Source organism: Methylococcus mesophilus (genome assembly GCF_026247885.1).
In the GTDB taxonomy this organism is placed as follows: domain Bacteria; phylum Pseudomonadota; class Gammaproteobacteria; order Methylococcales; family Methylococcaceae; genus Methylococcus; species Methylococcus mesophilus.
Window position 1 is genome coordinate 670,783 of the sequence record NZ_CP110921.1, and the last position, 22,586, is coordinate 693,368.

General features: G+C 62.1%; 18 protein-coding genes and 1 other RNA gene. 16 read left to right on the forward strand and 3 right to left on the reverse strand.

Annotated features, from left to right (window positions below; all coding sequences use genetic code 11):
• Positions 1 to 170 precede the first annotated feature (170 nt).
• Complete coding sequence (locus tag OOT43_RS03160; RefSeq protein ID WP_266023238.1) at positions 171 to 1,922, reverse strand: ABC transporter ATP-binding protein/permease; 1,752 nt, start codon at positions 1,920 to 1,922, stop codon at positions 171 to 173.
• 231 nt (positions 1,923 to 2,153) lie between these two features.
• Between OOT43_RS03160 and OOT43_RS03165 the strand changes: the two genes are divergently transcribed.
• The 4 genes from OOT43_RS03165 to OOT43_RS03180 all read left to right on the forward strand — a co-directional run bounded on the left by OOT43_RS03165 (position 2,154) and on the right by OOT43_RS03180 (position 6,744).
• Positions 2,154 to 4,589 (forward strand): phosphoketolase family protein, encoded by a 2,436-nt coding sequence (locus OOT43_RS03165; RefSeq protein ID WP_266023239.1) that lies wholly within the window; start codon positions 2,154 to 2,156, stop codon positions 4,587 to 4,589.
• A gap of 75 nt (positions 4,590 to 4,664) precedes the next feature.
• Positions 4,665 to 4,964 (forward strand): hypothetical protein, encoded by a 300-nt coding sequence (locus OOT43_RS03170; RefSeq protein WP_266023240.1) that lies wholly within the window; start codon positions 4,665 to 4,667, stop codon positions 4,962 to 4,964.
• Positions 4,965 to 4,971: 7 nt separating this feature from the next.
• Positions 4,972 to 6,156 (forward strand): acetate/propionate family kinase, encoded by a 1,185-nt coding sequence (locus OOT43_RS03175; RefSeq protein WP_266023241.1) that lies wholly within the window; start codon positions 4,972 to 4,974, stop codon positions 6,154 to 6,156.
• Positions 6,157 to 6,204: 48 nt separating this feature from the next.
• Complete coding sequence (locus tag OOT43_RS03180) at positions 6,205 to 6,744, forward strand: DUF2058 domain-containing protein (protein WP_266023242.1); 540 nt, start codon at positions 6,205 to 6,207, stop codon at positions 6,742 to 6,744.
• 20 nt (positions 6,745 to 6,764) lie between these two features.
• Here the strand turns inward: OOT43_RS03180 and OOT43_RS03185 are convergent, their stop codons facing one another.
• The gene (locus tag OOT43_RS03185) at positions 6,765 to 7,742 is read right to left on the reverse strand and encodes a helix-turn-helix domain-containing protein (RefSeq protein WP_266023243.1); all 978 of its coding nucleotides are present in this window, start codon (positions 7,740 to 7,742) and stop codon (positions 6,765 to 6,767) included.
• Positions 7,743 to 8,078: 336 nt separating this feature from the next.
• Here OOT43_RS03185 and OOT43_RS03190 point away from each other — a divergent pair, with 336 nt between their 5' ends.
• The 12 genes from OOT43_RS03190 to OOT43_RS03245 all read left to right on the forward strand — a co-directional run bounded on the left by OOT43_RS03190 (position 8,079) and on the right by OOT43_RS03245 (position 21,991).
• Positions 8,079 to 9,353 carry a multidrug effflux MFS transporter gene (locus tag OOT43_RS03190; protein ID WP_266023244.1) on the forward strand — a complete coding sequence of 425 codons (1,275 nt, stop codon included), beginning with the start codon at positions 8,079 to 8,081 and terminating at the stop codon, positions 9,351 to 9,353.
• A 164-nt stretch (positions 9,354 to 9,517) separates the two neighbouring features.
• On the forward strand, positions 9,518 to 11,059 hold the full coding sequence (locus OOT43_RS03195; protein ID WP_266023245.1) for an FAD-binding oxidoreductase: 1,542 nt from the start codon (positions 9,518 to 9,520) through the stop codon (positions 11,057 to 11,059).
• Between the two features lie 403 nt (positions 11,060 to 11,462).
• Positions 11,463 to 14,222, forward strand: coding sequence for a multicopper oxidase family protein (locus OOT43_RS03200; protein WP_266023246.1), 2,760 nt, complete (start codon positions 11,463 to 11,465; stop codon positions 14,220 to 14,222).
• 127 nt (positions 14,223 to 14,349) lie between these two features.
• Entirely contained in the window at positions 14,350 to 14,874 is a 525-nt protein-coding gene (locus tag OOT43_RS03205) for a hypothetical protein (RefSeq protein ID WP_266023247.1), read from the forward strand.
• A gap of 344 nt (positions 14,875 to 15,218) precedes the next feature.
• Complete coding sequence (locus tag OOT43_RS03210; protein ID WP_266023248.1) at positions 15,219 to 16,928, forward strand: InlB B-repeat-containing protein; 1,710 nt, start codon at positions 15,219 to 15,221, stop codon at positions 16,926 to 16,928.
• Positions 16,929 to 17,148: 220 nt separating this feature from the next.
• Positions 17,149 to 17,940, forward strand: a complete 792-nt coding sequence (locus OOT43_RS03215; RefSeq protein WP_266023249.1) for a YHYH protein — start codon at positions 17,149 to 17,151, stop codon at positions 17,938 to 17,940.
• Positions 17,941 to 18,004: 64 nt separating this feature from the next.
• Positions 18,005 to 18,778 carry a bestrophin-like domain gene (locus OOT43_RS03220; protein WP_266023250.1) on the forward strand — a complete coding sequence of 258 codons (774 nt, stop codon included), beginning with the start codon at positions 18,005 to 18,007 and terminating at the stop codon, positions 18,776 to 18,778.
• 129 nt (positions 18,779 to 18,907) lie between these two features.
• Positions 18,908 to 19,004, forward strand: an RNA gene (gene ffs, locus OOT43_RS03225) — signal recognition particle sRNA small type.
• Between the two features lie 36 nt (positions 19,005 to 19,040).
• Positions 19,041 to 20,690 carry a DNA polymerase III subunit gamma/tau gene (gene dnaX / locus OOT43_RS03230; RefSeq protein WP_266023251.1) on the forward strand — a complete coding sequence of 550 codons (1,650 nt, stop codon included), beginning with the start codon at positions 19,041 to 19,043 and terminating at the stop codon, positions 20,688 to 20,690.
• A 3-nt stretch (positions 20,691 to 20,693) separates the two neighbouring features.
• Entirely contained in the window at positions 20,694 to 21,017 is a 324-nt protein-coding gene (locus OOT43_RS03235; protein WP_266023252.1) for a YbaB/EbfC family nucleoid-associated protein, read from the forward strand.
• 6 nt (positions 21,018 to 21,023) lie between these two features.
• Positions 21,024 to 21,620: a recombination mediator RecR gene (recR, locus tag OOT43_RS03240; RefSeq protein ID WP_266023253.1), complete on the forward strand. Its 597-nt coding sequence runs from the start codon at positions 21,024 to 21,026 to the stop codon at positions 21,618 to 21,620.
• Between the two features lie 26 nt (positions 21,621 to 21,646).
• Positions 21,647 to 21,991: a histidine triad nucleotide-binding protein gene (locus OOT43_RS03245; RefSeq protein ID WP_266023254.1), complete on the forward strand. Its 345-nt coding sequence runs from the start codon at positions 21,647 to 21,649 to the stop codon at positions 21,989 to 21,991.
• A 37-nt stretch (positions 21,992 to 22,028) separates the two neighbouring features.
• Here the strand turns inward: OOT43_RS03245 and OOT43_RS03250 are convergent, their stop codons facing one another.
• Positions 22,029 to 22,463: a hypothetical protein gene (locus OOT43_RS03250; RefSeq protein WP_266023255.1), complete on the reverse strand. Its 435-nt coding sequence runs from the start codon at positions 22,461 to 22,463 to the stop codon at positions 22,029 to 22,031.
• Positions 22,464 to 22,586 lie beyond the last annotated feature (123 nt).

The following is a 22,586-nucleotide window of genomic DNA, read 5'->3' on the forward strand; positions in this document are numbered from 1 at the left end:
TTCGTTCAGAGCGCCGTCATGCCGGCAAGGATCGCCGGCATCCAGGCTACCTCGATGTTCCCAGGCGACTCCATCCCTGGAACCCGGGTTCCGGCACTCGCCAGAGCGCGTATGCGAATCCATGCCGGAACGACGGCTGTTAATTTCGGGAAGTTATTCTTTGCCAAATCCTAAGGGGCGGCGAGCACTTTCCACTCCCAGGTGCCGCCGCCCTTGAGTTCCAGCACCGCATCGTAGCGCTCCGGCCGGTCTTCATCTTCCGCAAAAACCACATAGGCGATAGCGTGCCGGCTCAATTGATTCAAGACCATGTCGAGCTGATCAGCGCTCAGAGTTGCAGCGGGGCGATCCAATAGGGCGAAACGGGGACGGCTGATCAACAGCCGCGCAATCACCAACAGCTGCTGTTCCGCTAAAGGCAGGATATTGCTCCAGTCCTGCTCGGCTGCCAGTCCGCCGAAGCGGGTAGAGAGCGTCCCCAGCCCCAGGGCCGCCAGCGCTCTGCTAATCTGTTCCTCCATCACTGTCGGCGCCCCGAGTCCTGCAACAGAATCCGGCCGGGTCGCACCCATGAACACCGCTTCGAGCGGATGCGGCGGCAGGAGCAACTCTTGAAGCGAGCCGAAAGGTAGAAAAGGCCGTTCGGTCACGAACATCAATTGATCTAAAGCCGGACGCATCAATCCTCCCTCGCCCGCGTCCCACAGCCCCGCGGTCACCCGGAGCAGCGCCGTCCTGGCGGATTCGTCCGGCGCCCTGACCAAGACTCTCTCGCCGCGTGAGAAAGCTACCGTCAGATTCTCGACCAGAATTCGTCCGCTGCGCGGAGAACGCAGCGTCAGCCCCAGATAGACAATCTGCTCCGCGCCTTCGGAAGCGAGGATCGGCGATTTTCTCTGCAGGACCTCTTGCGCCACCGCCTCGCTGAAGGAACTCAATCTGGCCAGCACGGCCGCGAAGGACGAGATCGACTGGAACTGCGTCACGATCAGCGAAAACGCGCCCAACAAGGCAGTGAACGCTATGGCTGACTGGGTAATCACTCCGAACTCGACGTCGCCCCGGATGAACATGGGCGCGACGAACAAGGCGGGGATGATCTGGATCATCCAGTTGTAAAACGTCGCGAAAAAACCGACGTTCCGATTGACTCCGACGATAGCGCGGAAGTTTTCGGCCAACTCGGCCAAGCGCTGCTGCAACCGCCGCAGCAGCGGAATTTCCCGCCGGGACAGTGCCACGGCGTCTGCATTCTCCTTGAGATAAATCAGCCCGGAGCGGAAATCGGCCTCCTTGTCCAACTGATCGAAGTTCAGCTTCACCAAAGGCCGGCCCAAGCTGACGGTGCAGTACGTGCCGAGCGCGGCATACAGCACGGCGACGATCATCAGCAAAGGGCTGATCGACCACAACACCCCGGAGAATGCCACGACCGTGAAGCTGCCGTTGATCAGCATCAGAGTGAAGGACAGCGTCGTGGTCGTAAAAGTCTTGATGTCGTCCGCGATACGCTGGTCGGGATTGCCGATCTCGCCGCTTTCCTCGAGATAGAAGTAAACCCGATGCGTCGCGTAGATATGAACCGACCGCTGGGCTAGAAAGGTCCGCCACAGCAGGGCCAGACTCTCTTCCATGTACCGGGAGACCACCGATACCACCGTCGCCACGGCGAACACGCCGATCCAAAGCCAGGCGTACTCAACGAACCCGGCGCGGTTACGCTCCGCGATGGCCGTCATGAAATCGCGGCCGACATAGCTGTTGACCACATTGAGCCCGTTGATGCCGACGAGGAAGACGATCAGCAGCAGGAACAGGCCGAGCGCCTTGCCGCCGACCTCGGAGTGCAGCAGCACCCTCATATGCCGCTTGAACCGCTCCCAGGCCAAGCGATCTAGGGGAATCTGTTCGTCGTTCATCATGGCCTCCCTTCGGATGGAATTTCGGCGTCTGGATTCGATGTGAACCGGCCGGCAGGAACGCCATACGGAACTCCTGCGCGCGCGGACCGGGCCATAGGCGATACTGTGCCCTAGAAAACCGCCAGTCCTCTTGCCTTGTCACAATCGCTGGGCAAAATAGCCGGACCCGCTCCGGATTATCGCGGTTTCAAGCGCCCCTTACCAATGACTGTTCCGTCAAGGAGATCACCTATGGATACCTCCGCCTCTTACTCTGCCGCACTCGAACAACTCACTGCCTACGGACCGGCCCGGTCGACGGTAAGCGGCGCTCCGCTGACCCCGGAAGAAGCCCGGAAGATCCACGCCTTCTGGCGGGCCTGCAACTACCTGGCCTTGGGCATGATCTACCTGCGCGATAACCCGCTGCTGCGCGAGCCGCTCAAGCCCGAACACATCAAGAACCGCCTCCTCGGCCATTGGGGTTCCAGCCCTGGGCTCTCGTTCGCCTACACCCATTTGAACCGGGCCATCCGCAAACACGACCTGAACATGATCTTCATGGCCGGCCCCGGCCACGGCGCCCCCGGCGTGCTCGGCCCGCTGTATCTGGAAGGCAGCTATACCGAAATCTATCCCGACAAGGACTTGAGCGAAGAAGGTTTGCTGAATTTCTTCAAACAATTCTCCTTTCCCGGCGGCATCGGCAGCCATTGCACGCCGGAGACGCCGGGCTCGATCCACGAGGGCGGCGAATTGGGCTACGTGCTGTCGCACGCCTGCGGCGCGGCCTTCGACAACCCGGACCTGATCGTGGCCGCCGTGGTCGGCGACGGCGAAGCCGAAACCGGCCCGCTCGCCACCTCCTGGCACATCAACAAATTCCTCAACCCGATCCGCGACGGCGCGGTGCTGCCGATCCTCAACCTCAACGGCTACAAGATCAACAACCCCACCCTGCTGGCACGCATCAGCCATGACGAGCTGGAAAATCTGCTCAAGGGTTACGGCTACACGCCTTATTTCGTGGAGGGGTCGGAACCGGAAAGCATGCACCAGGCCATGGCCGCGACGGTGGACCGCTGCGTCGAGGACATCCGCGCCGCCCAGACCGAGGCCCGCGCCTCCGGCATCCCCCGGCGGCCGCGCTGGCCGATGATCGTGCTGCGCTCGCCCAAGGGCTGGACCGCGCCGCGCCAGATCGACGGGCGCAACGTCGAGGGCTTCTGGCGCGCCCACCAAGTACCGGTGGCCGACGTCACGAAGAACCCCGAGCACCTGAAGCTGCTGGAAAGCTGGATGCACAGCTACAAGCCGGAAGAACTGTTCGACTCCGAGGGCTGCCCCGTCGCCGAAATCCGGGAAATGGCGCCGGCCGGCTTCCGCCGCATGGGTCTCAATCCCCACGCCAATGGCGGCCATCTGAAACAGGCCCTGCGCATCCCGAACTTCCGTAACTACGGCATCGAAGTCGCCAAACCGGGCCAGATCGAGGCGCCGAACACCCAGCCGCTGGGCGTGTTCCTGCGCGACGTGATGAAGGAGAACATGCGCAACTTCCGGGTGTTCGGCCCGGACGAAAACACCTCGAACAAACTGGACGCCGTCTACGCCGCCGCCAAGAAATTCTGGATCGCCGAGTATTTCCCCGAAGACCAGGACGGCGGCGAACTGGCCACCGACGGGCGGGTCATGGAAATGCTCAGCGAGCATACCCTGGAAGGCATGCTGGAAGGCTACCTTCTGACCGGGCGCCACGGCTTCCTCTCGACCTACGAAGCCTTCGTCCACGTCATCGATTCGATGTTCAACCAGCACGCCAAGTGGCTGTCCATCTGCAACCAGCTGTCCTGGCGCCAGGACGTGGCCTCGCTCAACCTGCTCATCACTTCGACGGTCTGGCGGCAGGACCACAACGGCTTCACCCACCAGGACCCCGGTTTCCTGGACGTCGTCGTGAACAAGAGCGCGGACGTCACCCGCATCTACCTGCCGCCCGACGTCAACAGCCTGCTGTCGGTCGCGGACCACTGCCTGCGCAGCCAGAACTACATCAACGTGATCGTCTCCGACAAGCAGTTGCACCTCCAGTTCATGGACATGGACGCCGCGATCGCTCATTGCACCGAGGGCTTAGGCATCTGGGAATGGGCCAGCAACGACGAGGGTCAGGAGCCCGACGTGGTCATGGCCTGCGCCGGCGACATTCCGACACTGGAGGCGCTTGCCGCCACCGCCCTGCTGCGTGAGGAATTCCCGGAACTGAAGATCCGCTTCATCAACGTGGTGGACCTGTTCAAGCTGCAGCCCGAGTCCGAGCATCCGCACGGCCTCAGCGACAAGGATTTCGACAGCCTGTTCACCAAGGACAAGCCGGTCATCTTCAATTTCCACGGCTATCCCTGGCTGATCCACCGCCTCGCCTACCGGCGCACCAACCACGCCAACATGCACGTGCGCGGCTACAAGGAGAAAGGCAACATCAACACCCCGCTGGAACTGGCGATCAACAACCAGATCGACCGCTTCAGCCTGGCCATCGACGTCATCGACCGGATTCCGGAAATCGCAGTCTCCGGCGCCCACGCCAAGGCCAGGTTCCGCAAGCAGCAGATCGCCTGCCGCCAGTACGCCTACGAACACGGCACCGACGTGCCGGAAGTCGCCGGCTGGCGCTGGCCGGGCTGACCGGCCGCGGGGAGGCCGGCGCGATCCCGCATGCCCCTCCTCTTTCCCCTTACCCACCGCACTCAAGGAATCCCCATGACGGAAGTCTCCAAAGACGAGGGCATCGCGATCGCCCTGCTGACCGAGTTCACCACGCACGGCTTGCCGCGGGCGCTGGACATCCAAGCGAAAGTCGAACGCAAGGAACCGCTCGGCGACCTGGACATCGGCTTTCTCCGGGAAGTCTTCGAAACCGCTCAGGCCATCAAGCCGCAGGTGGACCGCCAGCCGGAATACCAGGAGATTTACGCCCGCGCGGTCGAACTCTACAAGGAGATCATGGACAAGGCGATGGAGAACGAGCGGGAAAGGCTGGGCCCCGCTTCCCTGCCCTAAAAACCCCATGGACGCTCCCATCGCCGTCGTCAACGCCGGCTCCTCGACCGTCAAGTTCTCCCTCCTGAACGGCGAAAAGCGTCTGCTGGCCGCCCTGCTCGACCGGCTCGGGAGCAAATCCGCCCACGGCGCGTGCGCCAGCTTGCGCGATGCCGAGGGCAGCACGCTGTTTCAAGGGCCGATCCCGGCGGAAAATCACGAAGATGCGCTGGTCTGGCTGTTCGACTGGCTGGCCCGGAACAACGGAGGATTCAAGCCCGCCGCGGTCGGGCACCGGGTGGTCCACGGCGGCGACAGCCTGATCCGGCCGGAACCGGTGACCGATGAGGTCGTCGGGCGGATCGAGGCGCTGATCCCGCTGGCGCCACTGCACCAGCCGCACAATCTGGCCCCCATCCGCCTGCTGGCGGCGAAATTTCCCGACTTGCCGCAGGTGGCCTGTTTCGACACCGCCTTCCACGCCACCCAATCCGCCGTGGAAAGGCGCTTCGCCCTGCCCGGGGAGTACGAGGCGGCCGGCATCCGCCGTTATGGTTTCCACGGACTGTCCTACGAATACATCGCCGCGCGCCTGCCGGAGATCGACCCCGCCGCGGCGGAAGGCCGCACCATCGTCTGCCATCTCGGCAACGGCGCCAGCCTGTGCGCCATGCGAGCGGGCCGCAGCGTCGCGACCACCATGTCGTTCACCGCCCTGGACGGCATCCCCATGGGCACCCGCTGCGGCGCCATCGACCCCGGCGTGCTGCTGCACCTGATGACCCAGCCGGGCATGGATGCCGTCGCCCTCTCAGACCTCTTGTACAAGCGCTCGGGTCTGCTGGGACTGTCCGGCCTGAGCGGCGACATGCGCGATCTCCTGGCCAGCGACAAGCCTGAAGCCGCCGAGGCCGTCGAATATTTCTGCTACCGCATCGCCCGCGAAATCGGCTCGCTGAGCGCCGCGCTGGGCGGGCTCGACGCATTGGTCTTCACCGCCGGCATCGGCGAACACGCCGCGCCCGTGCGCACCCGCATCTGCCAGCTTTCGGCCTGGCTGGGGGTCGCGATCGATCCGGCCGCCGGCAGGATCCTGCACACGCCGGACAGCCGCGTCCATGTGCTGGTGGTCCCCACCAACGAGGAAGCCATGATCGCCCGCCACGTCCGGCAAACCCTGGGCCTGGCGCAAGGTTCCCCCCAGTCCCTTTAAGCCTTAACATTCGCCCCCCGAGATAGAGAAGCGAACAGGAAACCTCCCATGAGCAACCCTCTCCAGGAACAATTGCGCAAAGCGGGCCTGGTCAACGACAAGCAATTGAAGAAAGCGCAAAAGGACCAGCGCAAAGAACGCCAGCGGGCCAGCGAAAACAAGGGAGCCGCCCCTGAGGCCGAGAAAGCCCGGCTCCAGGCCCAGGCCGAAAAAGCCGCGCGCGACCGCGAACTGAATCTGCAGAAGAAGGAGGCCGAGGAGCGCAAGGCGCTGGCCGCGCAGATTCGCCAGCTCGTCGAAGCCAACCGCCAGCCCGCCGAAGGAGAGGTCGCCTTCAACTTCGCCGACGGCGGCGCCGTCAAGCGCCTCTACGTCAACGAGGCCCTGCGCAAGCGCATCGCCCAAGGCCAGATCGCGATCGTCAAACTGGACGGCAAATACGAACTGGTGCCGGCGGAAGTCGCCGAACGCATCGCAGCGAGGGATGCCTCCTGCGTCGTGCTGAAAAACGCGCCGGAGCGCACCGGCGAGGAAACCAAGGACGATCCCTACGCCGCCTACCAGGTGCCGGACGACCTGATCTGGTAGTCCGCACGGCCCATCGACGCCTATGGGCCGGATTTCCCCCGCCTCAGGCTACCCGGACGGTAGCCGAACTTCTTCGTGAAGGCGTTGCTGAAATGGCTGACGTTGGAATAGCCCAGCCGGGCCGCCAGCACTTTTAACGGCGTGCCGCTGCATTGCAGCGCCGCGTGCGCGGCCTCCAACCGCTGGCCGGTAACGTAGGCATAGATCGACTGCCCGGATTCCTGCTTGAACAGCTCGTTCATCAGCCTTTCCGACAGCCCGTAGCGCTTGGCCAGTTCGTCCAGGCACGGCACCGCTCCCTCCAATTGGTCCAACTCCTCGCGCAGCCGCCTGACGGCTCGAATCTTGCGCGATTCCCCCTTGGTTTCGCCGGCCAGATGATCGGCCAGGGCCACGATGAAATCCAGCACCTTGGCCTGGGCGTGCAGTCTGCGCAGGTTCCCGGCCAAATGATCCGCGAAACAGGATTGCAGTATTCCCGTGACGTGCTTCGGTACCGCGCGCACGCTGGCAGACGGAAGCTGAGTCAGACCCAAGGCATCGAACAAGCTCCCGACGATCGGCTCCCCGAGCGTACGCTGCAGTTTGGACGTCCTCATCCCTAAGGCCGTCACCTCCACCGTCACCGACGTATCCGCCCAGTGCTGATGATCGATACGGTCCATGTGCTGAAAGATGCACACGCCGGGATCGTGCGCCAGCTTGACATCCAACCGGCGGTCATGCAGCACCCCCCGCCCGCGCCGGGCCGTCTGCACGAACAGCACGGGCTCGGTCAGCTCGGTCACAACTTCCGACATCGGCTGCAGGTTCGCCTCCCCTGCCTCGAAATGATGCACGACCCGGCAAAGATGAATCCCGAACGCCAAGTCCAGCATTTCGATCCAGCCGTGCCCCTCGCCTTGCCGGAACGGCAACTCGGTTCTGACCAGTTCCTTCTGGTTCGCCTTGACCAGCACCGGTTCGGCGTCCGGGTCGCTGAGCCAGCGGATATTCATTTGAGTGGCAACGGCTTCCATGAGCGGCATCGTGACTACGGGGCAGCGATTCTAACCGACGTCACTTTCCGCATAAATGATTCCGTTTTTCGCATAACGGCAATTCATAGCTTCCCAAAAGCCGCGGTCTAAACTAGTGGATGCAGAGAACAATGCCGGTTCAAGTCTATGAATCAGAAATTGTGGCGAAATGCATGCCAGGGCTTTACTCCAGCATCCGGGCCGCGAATCATCGTGCGATCGCAACAAGGAGAGTTTACCGCTGCTGCCCTGGACGGCAAAAAACCTGCGCGCGGTTCCCGAAAATATCCGGCTGAAAGTCCAAGTGGATCCGGCATGGCGACACCTCCTACCGGAACATCGCGCGTATCTCCCACCCGAGTGGTCCTAATTCTGGGGCTGCTATGCGCCTTTCCGCCGCTGGCGACCGATATGTACCTGCCCGCGTTCCCGCAGATGGCCCAGGCTTTCGGGGTCGGGGGCGGCGCCATCGAGGCGACACTGTCGGTGTTCTTCATCGGGCTCGCCGTGGGCCAGGCGATCTACGGGCCGCTGATCGACCGCTACGGCCGCCGCAGCCCCTTGCTGATCGGCATCGCACTCTACGTGCTGAGTTCGTCCCTGTGCCTGGTGACGAGCCGGATCGAACCGTTCATAGGACTGCGTTTCCTGCAGGCCGTCGGCGGCTGCGCAGGCATGATCGTCGGCCGCGCCATCGTCAGCGATCTGTTCGATGAGCGCGAAAGCGCACGGGTGCTGTCGTTGATGTTGGTGGTGATGACCCTGGCGCCGATCCTGTCTCCGGTATTGGGTGGCCAGATCCTGGCCGTTTCATCATGGCAGGCGATTTTCGCCGTCATGCTGGCCTTCGGCCTGGCCGGCGCTCTGCTGGTCTGGTTCGGACTGCCGGAATCCCTGCCGGCCAGCCGCAGACGGAACGACGGTCTGGCCGGCATCGCGCAAGGCTACTGGAACCTGTTATGCACGCGCGGATTCATCGCGCCCACCCTGGTGGGCGGCCTGGCCCAGGCATGCATGTTCGCCTTCATCACCGGCTCGCCCTTAGTGTTCATCGGTCTGTACGGCGTCGGCGAACAAGCCTACGGCGGGCTGTTCGCCGCCATCGCCGCCGGCCTGATCCTCGCGGCCCAGGGCAACCGCATCGCCTTGAAACACTGGAGTCCCGCCGCCCTGCTCGGCGCCGCGCTGGCGCTAAACGCCGTGTCCGGAGCGGTGCTGGTCGCCATCGCCGGCCACAACAGCCTGACCGCCCTGCTCGCTCCGCTCTGGTTTTCCATTGCCTCGCTCGGCTTCATCGGCGCAAATGCCACGACGATCGCCATGGCCGCAAGCGGGCCGTATCTCGGCAGTGCCTCGGCGCTAATCGGCGTCGTGCAATTCGGCTGCGCCTTCCTCGTCAGCAGCCTGGTCGCCGGTCATCAGAACGGCACGGCCTACCCCATGAGTCTCGCCATCGCAGGATCGGGACTAAGCGCCGGCCTGGTGTGGCTGGCGTTTTGGCCCGGCCGGCCAAAACCAGTGCCGGAAGCAATGCCTGCCGGGAAAAAACGACGGCAAAGACAGGACAAACCCAGACAAGCAGCCCTCTGAAACGCGGCATCAGATAATAACTATCAAAACAATATAACGGGGGATAAATTAATAGAAGCTCCTGACCCAAATCCGGCGATACAGTCATGAAAACAACAAGCTGGCGCAACCGCATTGCATTTTGAGAAACGGCGGATACCGAACATTTGAAATGGGGGAATCGGATGAAAACCTTACTACCAGCTGCCCTGGGCAATCGCCTAGAAATCACTAGACGCCGCTTCATGGGGATCGGCGCGGCGCTTGCCGGTGGTGCCCTATCGGAACGCGCATTTTCGGCTTCGGAGGCTCTTGCTTCTACAGCGGCACAGGCGGCACAGGCGCCACAAGCGCCCCCAAATGCTTGGAAGAAACTGAAGAGAAATCTAAGCGGACAACTCGTCCGTCACGGACAATTTGGGTATACCCGCCTGTCAATGCCGAACAATGTCCGCTACCGTGGAATCAAACCCGCAGGTGTCGCGGTGTGCGCAACTGCGGAAGATGTCGCCACCTGCCTGAAATGGTGCCAGCAGGAAAACATGCCTTTGGCCATCCGTGGCGGCGGACATTTCTATGCCGGTTATTCCTGTACCCGCGGACTCTTGATTAATCTCTCGTCGCTCAACGACGCAAGCTACGATGAAACCAGCGGACGCATCACTATCGGGGGAGGTACCCTCAACGGTGCGGTTTATACCGCATTGGGAGGCATAGGCCGCTCTATTACGCATGGCCGGTGCACGACAGTTGGCGCGGGAGGCTATCTGCTGGGGGGCGGCATAGGTTTCGAAATGCGCGCCCACGGCATAGGCAGCGACAAACTCGTATCCACCGAGATCGTGACGGCAGACGGTTCGATACTGACGGCGAACGCATCGGATTATTCAGATCTATTCTGGGCCTGCCGCGGTGGGGCCGGCGGCAATTTCGGAATCAATACCGCGTTCACCCTGGAAACCTTTCCGATCGATCGGATCACGGTATTCGATCTGACCTGGATGGACGCATCCGACGAACTGATTACCGCCGTGATACGTGCTTTAGAGGCGGCGCCGCACGGACTGGGTTCCAAAGTTTATATGGAACCCTACACGAGCACGAAATTCGGCTCGCCACCGGAGATTCTATTGAGGATCTACGGTCAGTTCCACGGAACTGAAGCGGAGCTTACGGAGATCATCGCGCCTATGACGGCAAATACCAAGGCCGCTTCGGAAACGATCGAATCCCTACCTTACTGGGAAGGGCAATATTTCCTGGCCGAGGAGGGAACTCCCGCGTGCTATCAATCGCGCTCACGGTTCGTCAACGGCAGCCTGCCTGAAGCCTTTATTGAAGAAATCCGCCTGTGGATGAGCCGCTGGGAGAGTTCCCAGGGCGGTGCCTATCTATCCTTGTTTCAGACCGGCGGCGCCGTCAACGAGTATCCTTCCGACGCCAGTGCCTTCGTCCACCGAGACAGCCAGTGGCTGTTCGACCTGGGGATCGGCTGGGATCGAACCCAATCGCCGCAATCCAAGCACCGCGCCCACCGTTGGCAGAATGGATTCCATGCCGCGCTCACCCCTATTGCCGGTGGCGGCGCTTTCCAAAATTTCCCCGATCCGTCGTTGAAGGATTGGGAAGACGCCTATTACGGCAGCAACCTGTCCCGTCTAAGGAGGGTCAAGACGAAATACGATCCAAACGACTTATTCCGGTTCCCCCAATCGATACGACCCTGATAGGAGCTCCGAATATTTGACCCCATAAACCTTACTGGCTAGCAGAATAAAAACGAGGTCATGCCGTGATCAAGGGAGCCATCTCATTACCGGCAGTCGCTATTTGCAGGTTCTCCCATGGCCGTCGCGATTGCCTGCTCGGGACTGGCGGCCAGCCTAACGTGGCTCGGTTTCGGGTGGACACCGACCGAGCCTAAAGTCGAAACCCTGGACGGACGGCAAAAGCAGTGCCAAAAACCCAAGCAGCCGGCAACTGGCGGAAAGCCGAGGAGGCATCGCCTCAAGCACGTCACGGTCGTTTAACAAAACCGCTTAGCTTGCCCCGGCGCGCCGCAGACCGCGGCAGGGACAGGATGGCAGTTCTACAAAAATAATTCGATGCACGGAAACTAGGAGAGAAAAGATGATGAAGTTAACGAAATACGTCGTATCCGGCCTTGCGGCGGCCAGCGCCGCCCTGGCCGACACGCCAACCGCAAGCCCGACGCCAGCTCCCAGTCTGGTCTTCCAGGATGCCACCGGGCTGGGCAGCGGCCAACCCCTGATCGAGATTCCGGTCATCCGCAGCCGCAACGGACGCCTGCGCGCCTCGGTGGACATGGTCTCTGCGGGGGTCGAGATGAACCCGATCCGCTACGGCGACGTCGATCTCTACAGTTCCAATGCGCCGTACCCCAATCCCTCCCAGCCGGACGGAGAACAGCCGTTCACCATGGCCAACGCCTATCGGATCGATGCCTACGGCAAGCATTACCCCGCGATGTTTCCGGGGCCGATGCTGCAGCTCAAGGTCGGCGAAGCCCTGGAGCTGAGCCTGCGCAACTCGCTCGCCGGCAACATCGGCCATGCCTCGGATTCGCTGTTCCAGACCAACTTCCACGCCCACGGCTTCGAGGGCAGTCCGCTGTCGATGAGCGACAACGTCTACCAGTCGGTCAACGACCCCGGCACGGACGCCGCGCCGCAGCACATGTGGGCGCATCTGACCGTCCCCGGCAAGCAGTACCCCGGGCTGGACTGGTATCACGTCCATCTGCACGGCCAGACTACCTCTCAGGTCTACGGCGGCCTCGCCGGCCTGCTGATGCTCGGCGACGCCCTCGATGCCTGGCCGCGCTATAAAGCCGACGGCGCCCAGCCGCTTAAACAACTTTTTCTCACCCTGACTGAAATCAACATCCAGAAGGTCGATACCACAGGGAAAGTTTACACGCCTGCAGGCGTCAATCGTCTGCTGGAATACGGCCCGGATACACCAGGCACGGGCAATGCCAGTCCGATAATGAACTGGCAGAAGCGGGTCAACGGCCAGCTCAATCCGACCATCCGCATCCGGCCTGGTGAAACCCAGGTCTGGAATCTCGCAGCTGCCGGATCGACCGGAACATTCAGCTTGGCGGTGACGGACGCCAATCTACAGAATCCCTGGAACGCCACTGTACTGATGCTGGACGGCAACGGCTACAACGTGAAGCCATTGAAATTGGCGTTATCAGCGGACCCGGAGCGCATGCAAGACAGCGACTCGAACACGCTATTGATGGCCGGTAACCGCTTGACCCTGGCCCTCACCGCCCCCACAAGCCCCGGCACCTATTATCTGACCGACGGGCGGGATGGCACCGGCAACGTGAAAAACGATAACTACTACGTGCTGGCGACCATAGAAGTGAGCGGCCGGCCGGTGATCTCGCCGCCCCCGGTGTTTCCGCCCCGCGGCACCGATTACACCCTGTTCGATACCCCCGCCGACGTGAAACGTCGCTTCGAGTTTGCACTAAAGCCCGATCAGAGCCCCAAAGTCTATCTAATCAATGGTCAACCCTTCGGCGAGGCAGATATGCCGCAGCTCCAGGTCGGCACGGTCGAGGAATGGACGCTGGTCAATGTCACCAGCGTCAACAAGGACGGGACGAGAAACGTGGCCGATCATCCCTTCCACATCCACCAAGGCAATTTCGTCGTCACAGCCATAAACGGCCAGCCCATCGACCCGAGAACCCAATCGACGACCAACTCTCTCAATTACGTTTCGGAGCGGGATACGATCAATATTCCCCCTGGACAAAACCTGACCATCAAGTTCAAGGTATCGGACAACCCCGGCAAATACGTATTCCACTGTCACATCCTCCGACACGAGGACAGTGGCATGATGTCGCCGGTGCTGGCCTTCGGCCCCGCCGAAGGGCTGCGCAACGCCTTCGGCCCGACGCTGCCTGGCCAAACCGGCCCCGCCAACGTCATCGACGGCACCGGCCAGATCGTCGCGCAACGCTTTCCCTTCGGCCGCCGCTTCGACGGCGGCATCGCCGCCAGCGCCACCCTGGGCGCCGCCCGCTTCTATTCGAGCTACGCCCTGGGCCAGGCCAGCGGCGGCAGTAAAGTGGCCGTGTTCTCCGGGCAGAAGGAAAAGCTCGTCGGACGCTTCACGGCCTTCGCCGGCGACCGCGACCGTAAAAACCAGGGCGTCTCCGTCGCCCTGGGCGACATCTCCGGCGACGGCTCCCCCGAGGTCGTCGTCGGCTCCCGCGCCGGCGGCACACCGGAAATCCGCATCTTCTCGGCCAAAGGCAAGCTGCTGCACCGCTACAGCGGCTTCCTGGCCGGCGAATTCCCTCATGGCATCAACGTCGCCTCCGGCGATGTGGACACGGACAACTTCGACGACGTGATCGTCGGCGCCGGCGCAGGCCACGCGCCGGAGGTCGTCGCCCTGAGCGGACGCGACATCGCCAACCATCTGCCCAACCCGCGCGTCCTGTTCGGCTTCACCGCCGGCGGCGGCGATACGGCCGGGGCGCGGGTCGCCGTCGGCTATGTGGCGCCGGCCACCCGTCCCAGCTATCTCGCCAACTTGGCCACCACCCCGGAAACCGGCGACGCCGCCGGCACGGTCGAGGTCTGGAACGTCTACGGCCTCATGTCCGGCTCGGCCCATGGCGGCATGGTGATGGAGAGCGAGAGCTTCCCGGCCAGCCTGCAGCGGATGGCGGCCTACCAGCCCTTCGCCGGCCAGACCACGCCGCTGCAACTGAGCACGGGTTATCTGGGACTGCCCGGCACGCCTCAGGTCTTCGCCTGGTCGCAATCCGGACAGGTGGCCGCCACTGCGTTGGACGGCGATAACAAACCGAGTACAAATATTTTGAATTGGCGATGAGTTTCAATGAAAACCCTTGAATTTCATCTTCAATATATAAGTCAAACTCAAACTTCGCTTGGGTTTTAAAGAAAAAAACCGCCATGGCGGCGGTTTTTGGGTGTTAAACTATAGATCGGAGAAAATCATGTCAGACTACAGCCGTATAATAAAAACCATGGTTGCCGGATTCAGCCTGTTCGGTATCTTTTCTTCAAGCGAAACGCTCGCAGCCCCGCTTACTTCGTTCAGCAAGCGGCTGTGCGATTCAAATGCGCCTGCCGTCCTGTGCGACTCTACTCAACCGGCCTTGCCGACTTCATTTACGGTAGTTCATAAAATAGGTAGAAAAAAAGTCAATCAACTCGTGATCGATTTTGTTTCAGGAGCTTGCACCGGCAGCGGGCGATCAGATGTTATTTTTATTTCAGCCACCCCGGATGGAGGTGCGAAAAGCAATCCAGATTCGGGAGATAACTTCAGCGACAATTTTTTCTATTTCACACCCAACCAATATATTCCTCCCGCCGGGACTAACGGCGTGCAAGTCTTTTCGCAATCCTCTAAGATATATCTGAATCCTGGGGATACCGTTACGCTCAGCCATGATTTAGCGGAGGCAGGGGTTCAGCGTTGCACTGCGGAGCTGAACGGGCATTACGACATCCGCTGAATATTGAGGACATTTTATAAGCCTTGGCTCGCAGTCGCAGGTATTGAGACAAATGCCGTTTGGTTAAAAATTACACAGAGATTGACCGGGTAAAAGCGTAGTTTCTTCGCCAAGGTCCATACCCAAATCCGCCGGGTTTAATTTTGAACCCGGCGGATTCGAATGGCAAACGATTTGGGATAACAGGGCCGCAGAAATACCGCCGCAACGCAATCGCCGAGCGGTAGTAAAACCGGCAGACCGGGATACGAAACTCGGACTGCAAGTACAAACCGAGGCGCATCGTCGTCGAATGCGGCTTCGGCTTCTACATCCAACCACCATTATTTTTTAAGGAGAGTGTCATGGAAAACGCTACTTCGTGCCGGCCCCGGCACCTCATCGGGCTGCTTCTGCTGGGGCTCTGGGGGATACCCGCTCTGGCCGCGCCGGGCATCGAAATACCGGCAGACCTGGAGAGCGCGATCGGCCAAAGCCTGAGCGCCTACGATATCCGGCAGAAACTCACGGCCCAAACCAACGAAGGCGGCAGCGATGCGCAGAAGTCCGCCGCGTTCGGTTTCCGCATCGCGCTTTCGGCGGACGGCAACACGGCACTGGTTGCCGCAGCCGGGGCCGAGGTCGCCGGCCTGCCATCAGCCGGAGCCGCATACGTCTACACCCGCACGAGTACCGGCTGGACCATCCAGCAGAAGCTGACGGCGCAGAACGGCGACGGCAGCGACGATGCGCAGAAGGATGCGCTCTTCGGCGGTTCGGTCGCTTTGTCGGGAGATGGCCAAACCGCTCTGATCGGAGCCTACAGCGTTTCGGTTTCCGGCCAAGCCGACGTCGGTGCCGCCTATGTGTACCGCCGCAACGGCTCGCTCTGGCAGATTCAGCAGAAAATCACCGCCCAGAAAGCCGACGGCACATCCGACGCTTGGCAGGATGCCAACTTCGGCTCGGCGGTCGCCTTGAGCGCGGACGGCCATACCGCCGCCATCGGCGCCCGCCAGGCCCTGGGCGAAGGCGCGCTCAACCATTCGTATACCGGCGCGGTTTACGTCTATCGGAGCACCGATACGGGCTGGCAGATCCGGCAGAAAGTGATGGCGCAGAACACCGACGGCACCAGCGATGCCACGCCCGGCGCGCAGTTCGGCGCTGCCGTCGCGCTGGCCCCCGACGGCACTACTTTGCTGGCGGGCGCCGACGCTGCCCAATACGAAGCCGGCGCCACCTATGTCTACACCGCCACCGACGCCGGCTGGGCCATTCAGCAGAAGCTGACCGCACAGACCACCCGCGGCAAGGACGACAGCGAGCCGGGCGCCCGTTTCGGCGGCGGATTGGCGATATCGAACGACGGCGGGACGGCCTTGATCTCCGCCTTCCAGGCGAGCGTTGCCGGATTGCAGCACGCCGGTACCGCCTACGTCTATCAGCGCAAGGGCTCCCGATGGACGATCCAGCAGAAGCTGATTGCCCAGACCCGCAACGGCAAGAGCGATGCGGCTGCGGAGGCCTGGTTCGGCGCCTGTGCATTGACGGCCGATGGCAATACGGCGCTGATCGGCGCCCCCTACGCCGATGCGGACGGGCTGGCCCATGCCGGAGCCGCCTACCTCTATCGCCGCGAAGGCAAGCGCTGGAGCATCCAGCAGAAGCTCACGGCGCAGACGGAATCCGGAGCGAGCGACGCCGAGGCCAACGCCCATTTCGGCAAAACCGTCCTGTCCGCAAACGGCGGTACCGCCTTCATCGGCGCTTACGATGCAACGGTCTCCGGGTTGGCTAACGCCGGCGCAGTCTACGCCTACGACTCCGCCTACCGGCTGACCGTGACCGCCAACGGCGGTACCGTAACGAGCCTGCCGGTGGGTATCGACTGCGGAGCCATCTGCGAAGCCGGTTTCGCCAAAGGCACCGCCGTCACCCTGACTGCGGTCCCCGCCGAAGGCTACCACTTCAAGGGCTGGAGCGGCGGCGGCTGCTCCGGCAAGAAACCCTGCACGGTGAAGCTGAACCGGTCCAAGACTGTCACAGCCAAGTTCGTGCAGGCCGGAGGATGAAACAAGCCGCAGCCGGCGGGGAGCGAGCATCCGGACGGCATCCAGATACAGGGCCGGGAACACCTGATGGCCCTGGACAAGCGCTATCGCCTCGCCCGCCCTCGGCGACCGCGACGCGCAGGTCAGCGACTTGTTCTCGATATTCGACGCTGTGCCGTCTCAGACCACGCCCGCGCCACAGGACTCAAATTTTAAGAACCCAACATCATTGAGAAAGAGCATGCATTCAAAAGCCCATAAACTCCTGGCCGCCATGATCGCCGCCGCAATCTGGACCCCAGGCACAACCCGCGCCGAAACATCGCCGGCCGTACCCGCTGTCCATACGACGGCAGGCCTAAAAGCCGCCCCATGGGGCAAGAACCTCACGATTACCTTCGGCAAGGACGCGTATACCCTGGCATCCGACAGGGTTCCCAACCACGCCCGCCCGGCCCAGTATCTGCTCCCGAAGCCCGGCATCCTGGTGCCTGAATCGGCGGCAGGCCTGATCGCGGGCGACGACCCGTCCCGGCTGCAAAATTATTCGTTTGCCCTGCCGCTTCACCCCAAGAAGAACGCCACCGCCACGCCGACCCCGCTCGGCCCTATCGGAATATTGGTGAGCGGTGCCGCGCTGTTCAATCCCTACGACCATACGATCGCCCTGCAGCACAACATCACGGTCGACGGCGTTTCGTTGGTGGACGCGTGCAACGGCCATGCAACCCCGGCGGGATTCATACCGGAGGGGACTTACCACCACCGTGGCGTGCCGCACTGCATCGCCGATGTCCTCGACAAGCCCGGCCAGCACTCGAAGCTCATCGGCGTCGCCCTGGACGGCTTTCCCATCTACGGCCCGCTCGGCAAAGAGGGAGCGAAACCCGCGCAGCTCGACGGCTGCAACGGGCACTCCGAGCCGACGGGCGAGTTTCCGCAAGGCATGTCCCACTATCACCTGACCGAAGGCTCCCCTTACAGCATCCGCTGCCTGGCCGGGAGATGCGCCGGCCATCACCGGCCAGCCTGAGTTCATTGATTGAACCCGTCGCGGTGTAGCATTTCGGCCAGAACATACGGAGGAAGTCGCAATCGTGCCTTTAGATATTGGCTATTACCTGCCCGGCTCCCTAGCAATCGCGGCATTCGTACTCTGCGCCATGGGTGGACTCATGGCGGTCCGCCGGTTCTCCAACCTCGACCGGCTGAGGCTGCACCATGATGTGGCGGGGAATATGTTCGCCGTGGGCGGAACTCTCTATGCGGTAATTTTGGGTTTGGTGGTCGTGGATGCCATAGGGACATTTGAGACCGCCCGTACCACGGTAGAGAAAGAGGCCGATGCGATAGCCAACGTTGTCTTGCTCGCCGAGCGATTGCCGGCGGATAAATCCGCCGCGATCAAATCGCTCTGCGAGCGTTATATCCTGGAAGCAGTCGATGGGGAGTGGCCGCTGATGAATCAAGGCAAGGTTGACGAGAAAGCGCAGAACCTCGTTGTGCAGCTGCTACGGGAGGTCTCTGACTTCGAACCCGTAACCGAGAACCAGAAAATCATCTCTCCGCTCTTAATTCAGCGATCTCTTGATTTAATGGATCAACGGCGTGCACGAATTGGCATATCTCTCAATGGATTGCCCTCTGTCGAGTGGCTGGTCCTCTGTGTGGGAGCCATCGTCACTATCGTCTTGACCTATTTTTTCCACCTCGAAAGCTATCGGACTCAGCTAGCCATGACGGCCCTGATCGCTCTCCTGATCGCCCTCAACCTCTATCTTGTGTTGCTATTTGCCGCACCCTTCACTGGAGACCTTACCGTGAGTGCAGGCGTCTTCGGATATGTGCTGAGCGCTATGAGGGCTTCATAATTCCATCCTCGGCCCGTGAACACTCCAGCCTAAAGCATGACCGCTCGCTCTTCCTTGTGCAGCGCTCCGTTAACGGGCATAATGTGCATTCTCTATGAGCAGCCGGCTCACCGATTCTATGGCAAGCCGCATTGGTCCCCTCGCAATGATACGCTGTGAACCCCGCCAGGCCCGGAAGGGAGCAACGGTAACAGCGGACTCGTGTGCCGGGGTGTGGCTGGTGCGGTGAGCCACCCATTCCCTACTCTTTCGCCGCAACTCCATGCTCTACCAGGCACTTGCGCGTAAGTGGCGACCCCACAATTTCACTGAAGTCGTCGGCCAGGAGCACGTCGTCAAGGCGCTGACGCATGCGCTGGAAGCCGGTCGTATGCACCATGCCTATTTGTTCACCGGCACCCGCGGCGTCGGCAAGACCACGCTGGCCCGGATTCTGGCCAAGGCGCTCAACTGCGAACACCTCCAGGGGGCGAACCCCTGCGGCCACTGCCTGATTTGCCGGGAAGTGGACGAGGGCCGCTTCATCGACCTGATCGAAGTCGACGCCGCCTCCCGCACCAAGGTCGAGGACACCCGCGAACTACTGGACAACGTCCAGTACGCCCCCAACCAGGGACGCTACAAGGTCTACCTGATCGATGAAGTCCACATGCTGTCCGGGCACAGCTTCAACGCCCTGCTGAAGACCCTGGAGGAACCGCCGCCGCACGTGAAATTCCTGCTGGCGACCACCGACCCGCAGAAGATCCCGGTCACCGTGCTGTCGCGCTGCCTGCAGTTCAACCTCAAACGGCTGACTCCGGAGCAAATCCGCGCCCAGATGGCTCAGATCCTCGCGGCGGAGAATCTGGAGTTCGAGCCCGGCGCCGCCAAGGCCCTGGCCCGCGCCGCCCAGGGCAGCATGCGCGACGGACTCAGCCTGCTGGATCAGGCCATCGCCCACTGCGGCGGCCGGCTCACCGACACCGGCGTCAGCGCCATGCTCGGCACCGTGTCGCGGGAGCCGGTTTACGGCCTGCTCGAGGCGCTGGCCGATGCCCGCGCAGATGACCTGCTCAGGATGTCCGCGACGCTCGCCGAATTCTCTCCGGACTACCAGGACGTGGTCCAGCAACTGCTGGCGATCCTCCATCAGGTCGCGATCGCCCAGTTTGCGCCGGATGCCGTCCGCCGCGACGACGAGGCCGAGCGTGTCCAGGAACTCGCGCGCCGTCTCGCGCCGGAGGATACCCAGCTCTACTACCAGATCGCGCTGCAGGGGCAAAAGGATCTGCAACTGGCCCCCGACCCGCGCGACGGCTTCGAGATGCTTCTGCTGCGGATGCTGGCCTTCCGGCCGCACTCCGCCGAAGCCGCGCCGAGGATCGTCCCGACCGCGGCCGCCCCGGCGATGCGAGCACCATCTGATACCGGCATTCGGGAGCCGCACCGCGCTCGGGAAGTCACCCGGCAGGCTCCGCCCCCGGCCGCTGCCGAAGCTTCCTCGTCCGAGGCAAGCCTTGGGACGACAAGCGACGCGCAGAACTGGCCACGGATGATCGAGGCCATGAACCTCGCTGGCATGACCCGCCAGCTCGCCAGCCATTGCGTGCTGAGGACGCTGACCGAACATGCCTGCGAGTTGGCGCTGGACCCCAGGCAGGCCCAAATCCACACGCCAACGGTGACAAGCAATCTCGAGACTGCCTTGCAAAAGCTCCTCGGCCGCCCCATCAAGCTGATAATCCGCAGTGAATCCTTGCAGGAAGAAACGCCGGCCGCCGCCGATCAGCGCGCGCAGGTCGAAAGACAGCACGAAGCCGAACTCGAAATCGAAAACGATGCGACCGTCCACGCTCTGAAGGACATGTTCGGCGCACAGATCGTGGCCGGGTCGACCCGGCCACTGGATAGCCACGAAAACCCGAGGTAACCCATGAAAAACCCGTTGGCCAACCTGATGCAGCAGGCACAGCGCTTCCAAGAGAGCTTTCAGAAGACCCAGGAAGAGATAGCGGCGACCGAAATCCAGGCCGAATCCGGCGGCGGCTTGGTGAAAATCCGCATGAACGGCAAGCGCGAAGTGCTGAAGGTGGAAATCGATCCCAGCCTGCTACAGGAGGAACGTGAGGTGCTGGAAGATCTGATCGCCGCGGCCTTCAACGACGGCGTGCGCCGGGTGGCCAAGCTCAAGCAGGAGAAGATGGCCGGACTGACGGGAAGCCTCGGCATCCCGCCCGGCTTCAACATGCCGTTCTAGTCCCGCATGCGGCAGTCCGGCGCCATTTCCGAGCTGATCGAAGCGCTGCGCTGTCTGCCCGGCGTCGGGCCCAAGACCGCCCAGCGCATGACGCTGCACCTGTTGCAGCGCGATCGAAACGCCGCCGGCAGGCTGAGCGACGCGCTGCGCCGTGCCCTGGACCAGGTGGGGTTGTGCGGCCAGTGCCGTACCCTGACCGAGCACGCACTATGCGAGCACTGCGCCAATCCCGACCGGGATCGGTCTCTGCTCTGCGTCGTGGAATCGCCGGCCGAGGTGTTCGCGATCAGCCGTTCCACCGCCTACAAGGGCCTGTTTTTCGTGCTGAACGGACGGCTGTCTCCACTCGACGGCATCGGCCCGGAGGAACTGGGGCTGAACGTCCTGGAGAACCGGCTGAGGGAAGACGGCGTCGCAGAACTGATCCTGGCGACCAACACCACGGTCGAAGGCGAAGCGACCGCCCATTACCTCAGCGACATGGCCGGGCGCCACGGCGTCCGGACCACCCGGATCGCCCATGGCATCCCGTTCGGCGGTGAACTGGAATACGTCGACGGCGCCACGCTCTCGCATGCCTTCGACGGCCGCAAGGACTTCTAAGACCCCACCCACTCAAGGAGCCTAGTATGCCGCAATGTATCTTCTGCCAGATGGTCGCCGGGGACATTAAACCCGCCGTGGTCTACGAGGACGAGTTGACGCTGGCTTTCCGGGACATCAATCCCCAGGCGCCGGTGCACGTCCTGGTGATTCCCAAAGCGCACGTCGCGAACCTCAACGAGCTGCCGGCGGACCCGCCGGGACTGGCCGCGGCGCTATTCGAAACGGTCAAGCGGGTCGCTGCGCTGGAAGGGATAGCCGAATCCGGCTACCGGACGGTGGTCAACTGCCTGGGCGACGCCGGCCAGGCGGTCGACCACCTGCATCTGCACGTCCTCGGCGGCCGCCGCCTGCACTGGCCGCCGGGTTGAGCCACCCGCAGCCGGCCTCGGCGGCGGACGGTAACGCCTATTCGGCGGCCTCGGCGGGATTAAGCTCGGTACCGAGGATGGACCAACTGTCCGGGTTTGCCTGGTCCTCGCCCGTCATACGCAGTTTGCACACGAATTTCTCGGCAGTCCGGCCCTGCTCGGAATCGACCAGCACCTCGGACCGCAGGATGTAATTTCTGCCGCCCAAAGCCCAGGCTTCGTATTTGTCATCCAGGAATTCCGAGTTCTCCGGCACCACATGGTCTTCCAGCATCGCGGCTTTGCAATGCAGGTAAGCGAAGTCGGTACGGGCGTTCTTAACCTTGCCAAGCGGCTCTTCCTCGTCCTCCTTGACATCGAAAAAATCCGACTCCAGAACTTTCATCACGAATGGCGTCACGCCCTTGTTCTGCAGCACGTAAAGGCCGACGATGAATAAAACCAATAATAGGAGGGAGATATTGCGGCGCATGATGCTCCTCTTGTTTTGTTCTGCTTTTGTTCTGTTTGCCAGGAATCCGGGAACCCCTCGGGGAGACTCCGCGGAAAACGATCAATTGTGCGGCACCGCTGCCGAAATGTATACCGGCGCCAC

Excerpts from the sequence above, each read along its gene's own strand:
- OOT43_RS03160 (WP_266023238.1), bottom strand. The coding sequence starts at position 1,922 with ATGATGAACGACGAACAGATTCCCCTAGATCGCTTGGCCTGGGAGCGG.
- OOT43_RS03165 (WP_266023239.1), top strand. The coding sequence starts at position 2,154 with ATGGATACCTCCGCCTCTTACTCTGCCGCACTCGAACAACTCACTGCC.
- OOT43_RS03170 (WP_266023240.1), top strand. The coding sequence starts at position 4,665 with ATGACGGAAGTCTCCAAAGACGAGGGCATCGCGATCGCCCTGCTGACC.
- OOT43_RS03175 (WP_266023241.1), top strand. The coding sequence starts at position 4,972 with ATGGACGCTCCCATCGCCGTCGTCAACGCCGGCTCCTCGACCGTCAAG.
- OOT43_RS03180 (WP_266023242.1), top strand. The coding sequence starts at position 6,205 with ATGAGCAACCCTCTCCAGGAACAATTGCGCAAAGCGGGCCTGGTCAAC.
- OOT43_RS03185 (WP_266023243.1), bottom strand. The coding sequence starts at position 7,742 with ATGAATATCCGCTGGCTCAGCGACCCGGACGCCGAACCGGTGCTGGTC.
- OOT43_RS03190 (WP_266023244.1), top strand. The coding sequence starts at position 8,079 with ATGGCGACACCTCCTACCGGAACATCGCGCGTATCTCCCACCCGAGTG.
- OOT43_RS03195 (WP_266023245.1), top strand. The coding sequence starts at position 9,518 with ATGAAAACCTTACTACCAGCTGCCCTGGGCAATCGCCTAGAAATCACT.
- OOT43_RS03200 (WP_266023246.1), top strand. The coding sequence starts at position 11,463 with ATGATGAAGTTAACGAAATACGTCGTATCCGGCCTTGCGGCGGCCAGC.
- OOT43_RS03205 (WP_266023247.1), top strand. The coding sequence starts at position 14,350 with ATGTCAGACTACAGCCGTATAATAAAAACCATGGTTGCCGGATTCAGC.
- OOT43_RS03210 (WP_266023248.1), top strand. The coding sequence starts at position 15,219 with ATGGAAAACGCTACTTCGTGCCGGCCCCGGCACCTCATCGGGCTGCTT.
- OOT43_RS03215 (WP_266023249.1), top strand. The coding sequence starts at position 17,149 with ATGCATTCAAAAGCCCATAAACTCCTGGCCGCCATGATCGCCGCCGCA.
- dnaX (WP_266023251.1), top strand. The coding sequence starts at position 19,041 with ATGCTCTACCAGGCACTTGCGCGTAAGTGGCGACCCCACAATTTCACT.
- OOT43_RS03235 (WP_266023252.1), top strand. The coding sequence starts at position 20,694 with ATGAAAAACCCGTTGGCCAACCTGATGCAGCAGGCACAGCGCTTCCAA.
- recR (WP_266023253.1), top strand. The coding sequence starts at position 21,024 with ATGCGGCAGTCCGGCGCCATTTCCGAGCTGATCGAAGCGCTGCGCTGT.
- OOT43_RS03245 (WP_266023254.1), top strand. The coding sequence starts at position 21,647 with ATGCCGCAATGTATCTTCTGCCAGATGGTCGCCGGGGACATTAAACCC.
- OOT43_RS03250 (WP_266023255.1), bottom strand. The coding sequence starts at position 22,463 with ATGCGCCGCAATATCTCCCTCCTATTATTGGTTTTATTCATCGTCGGC.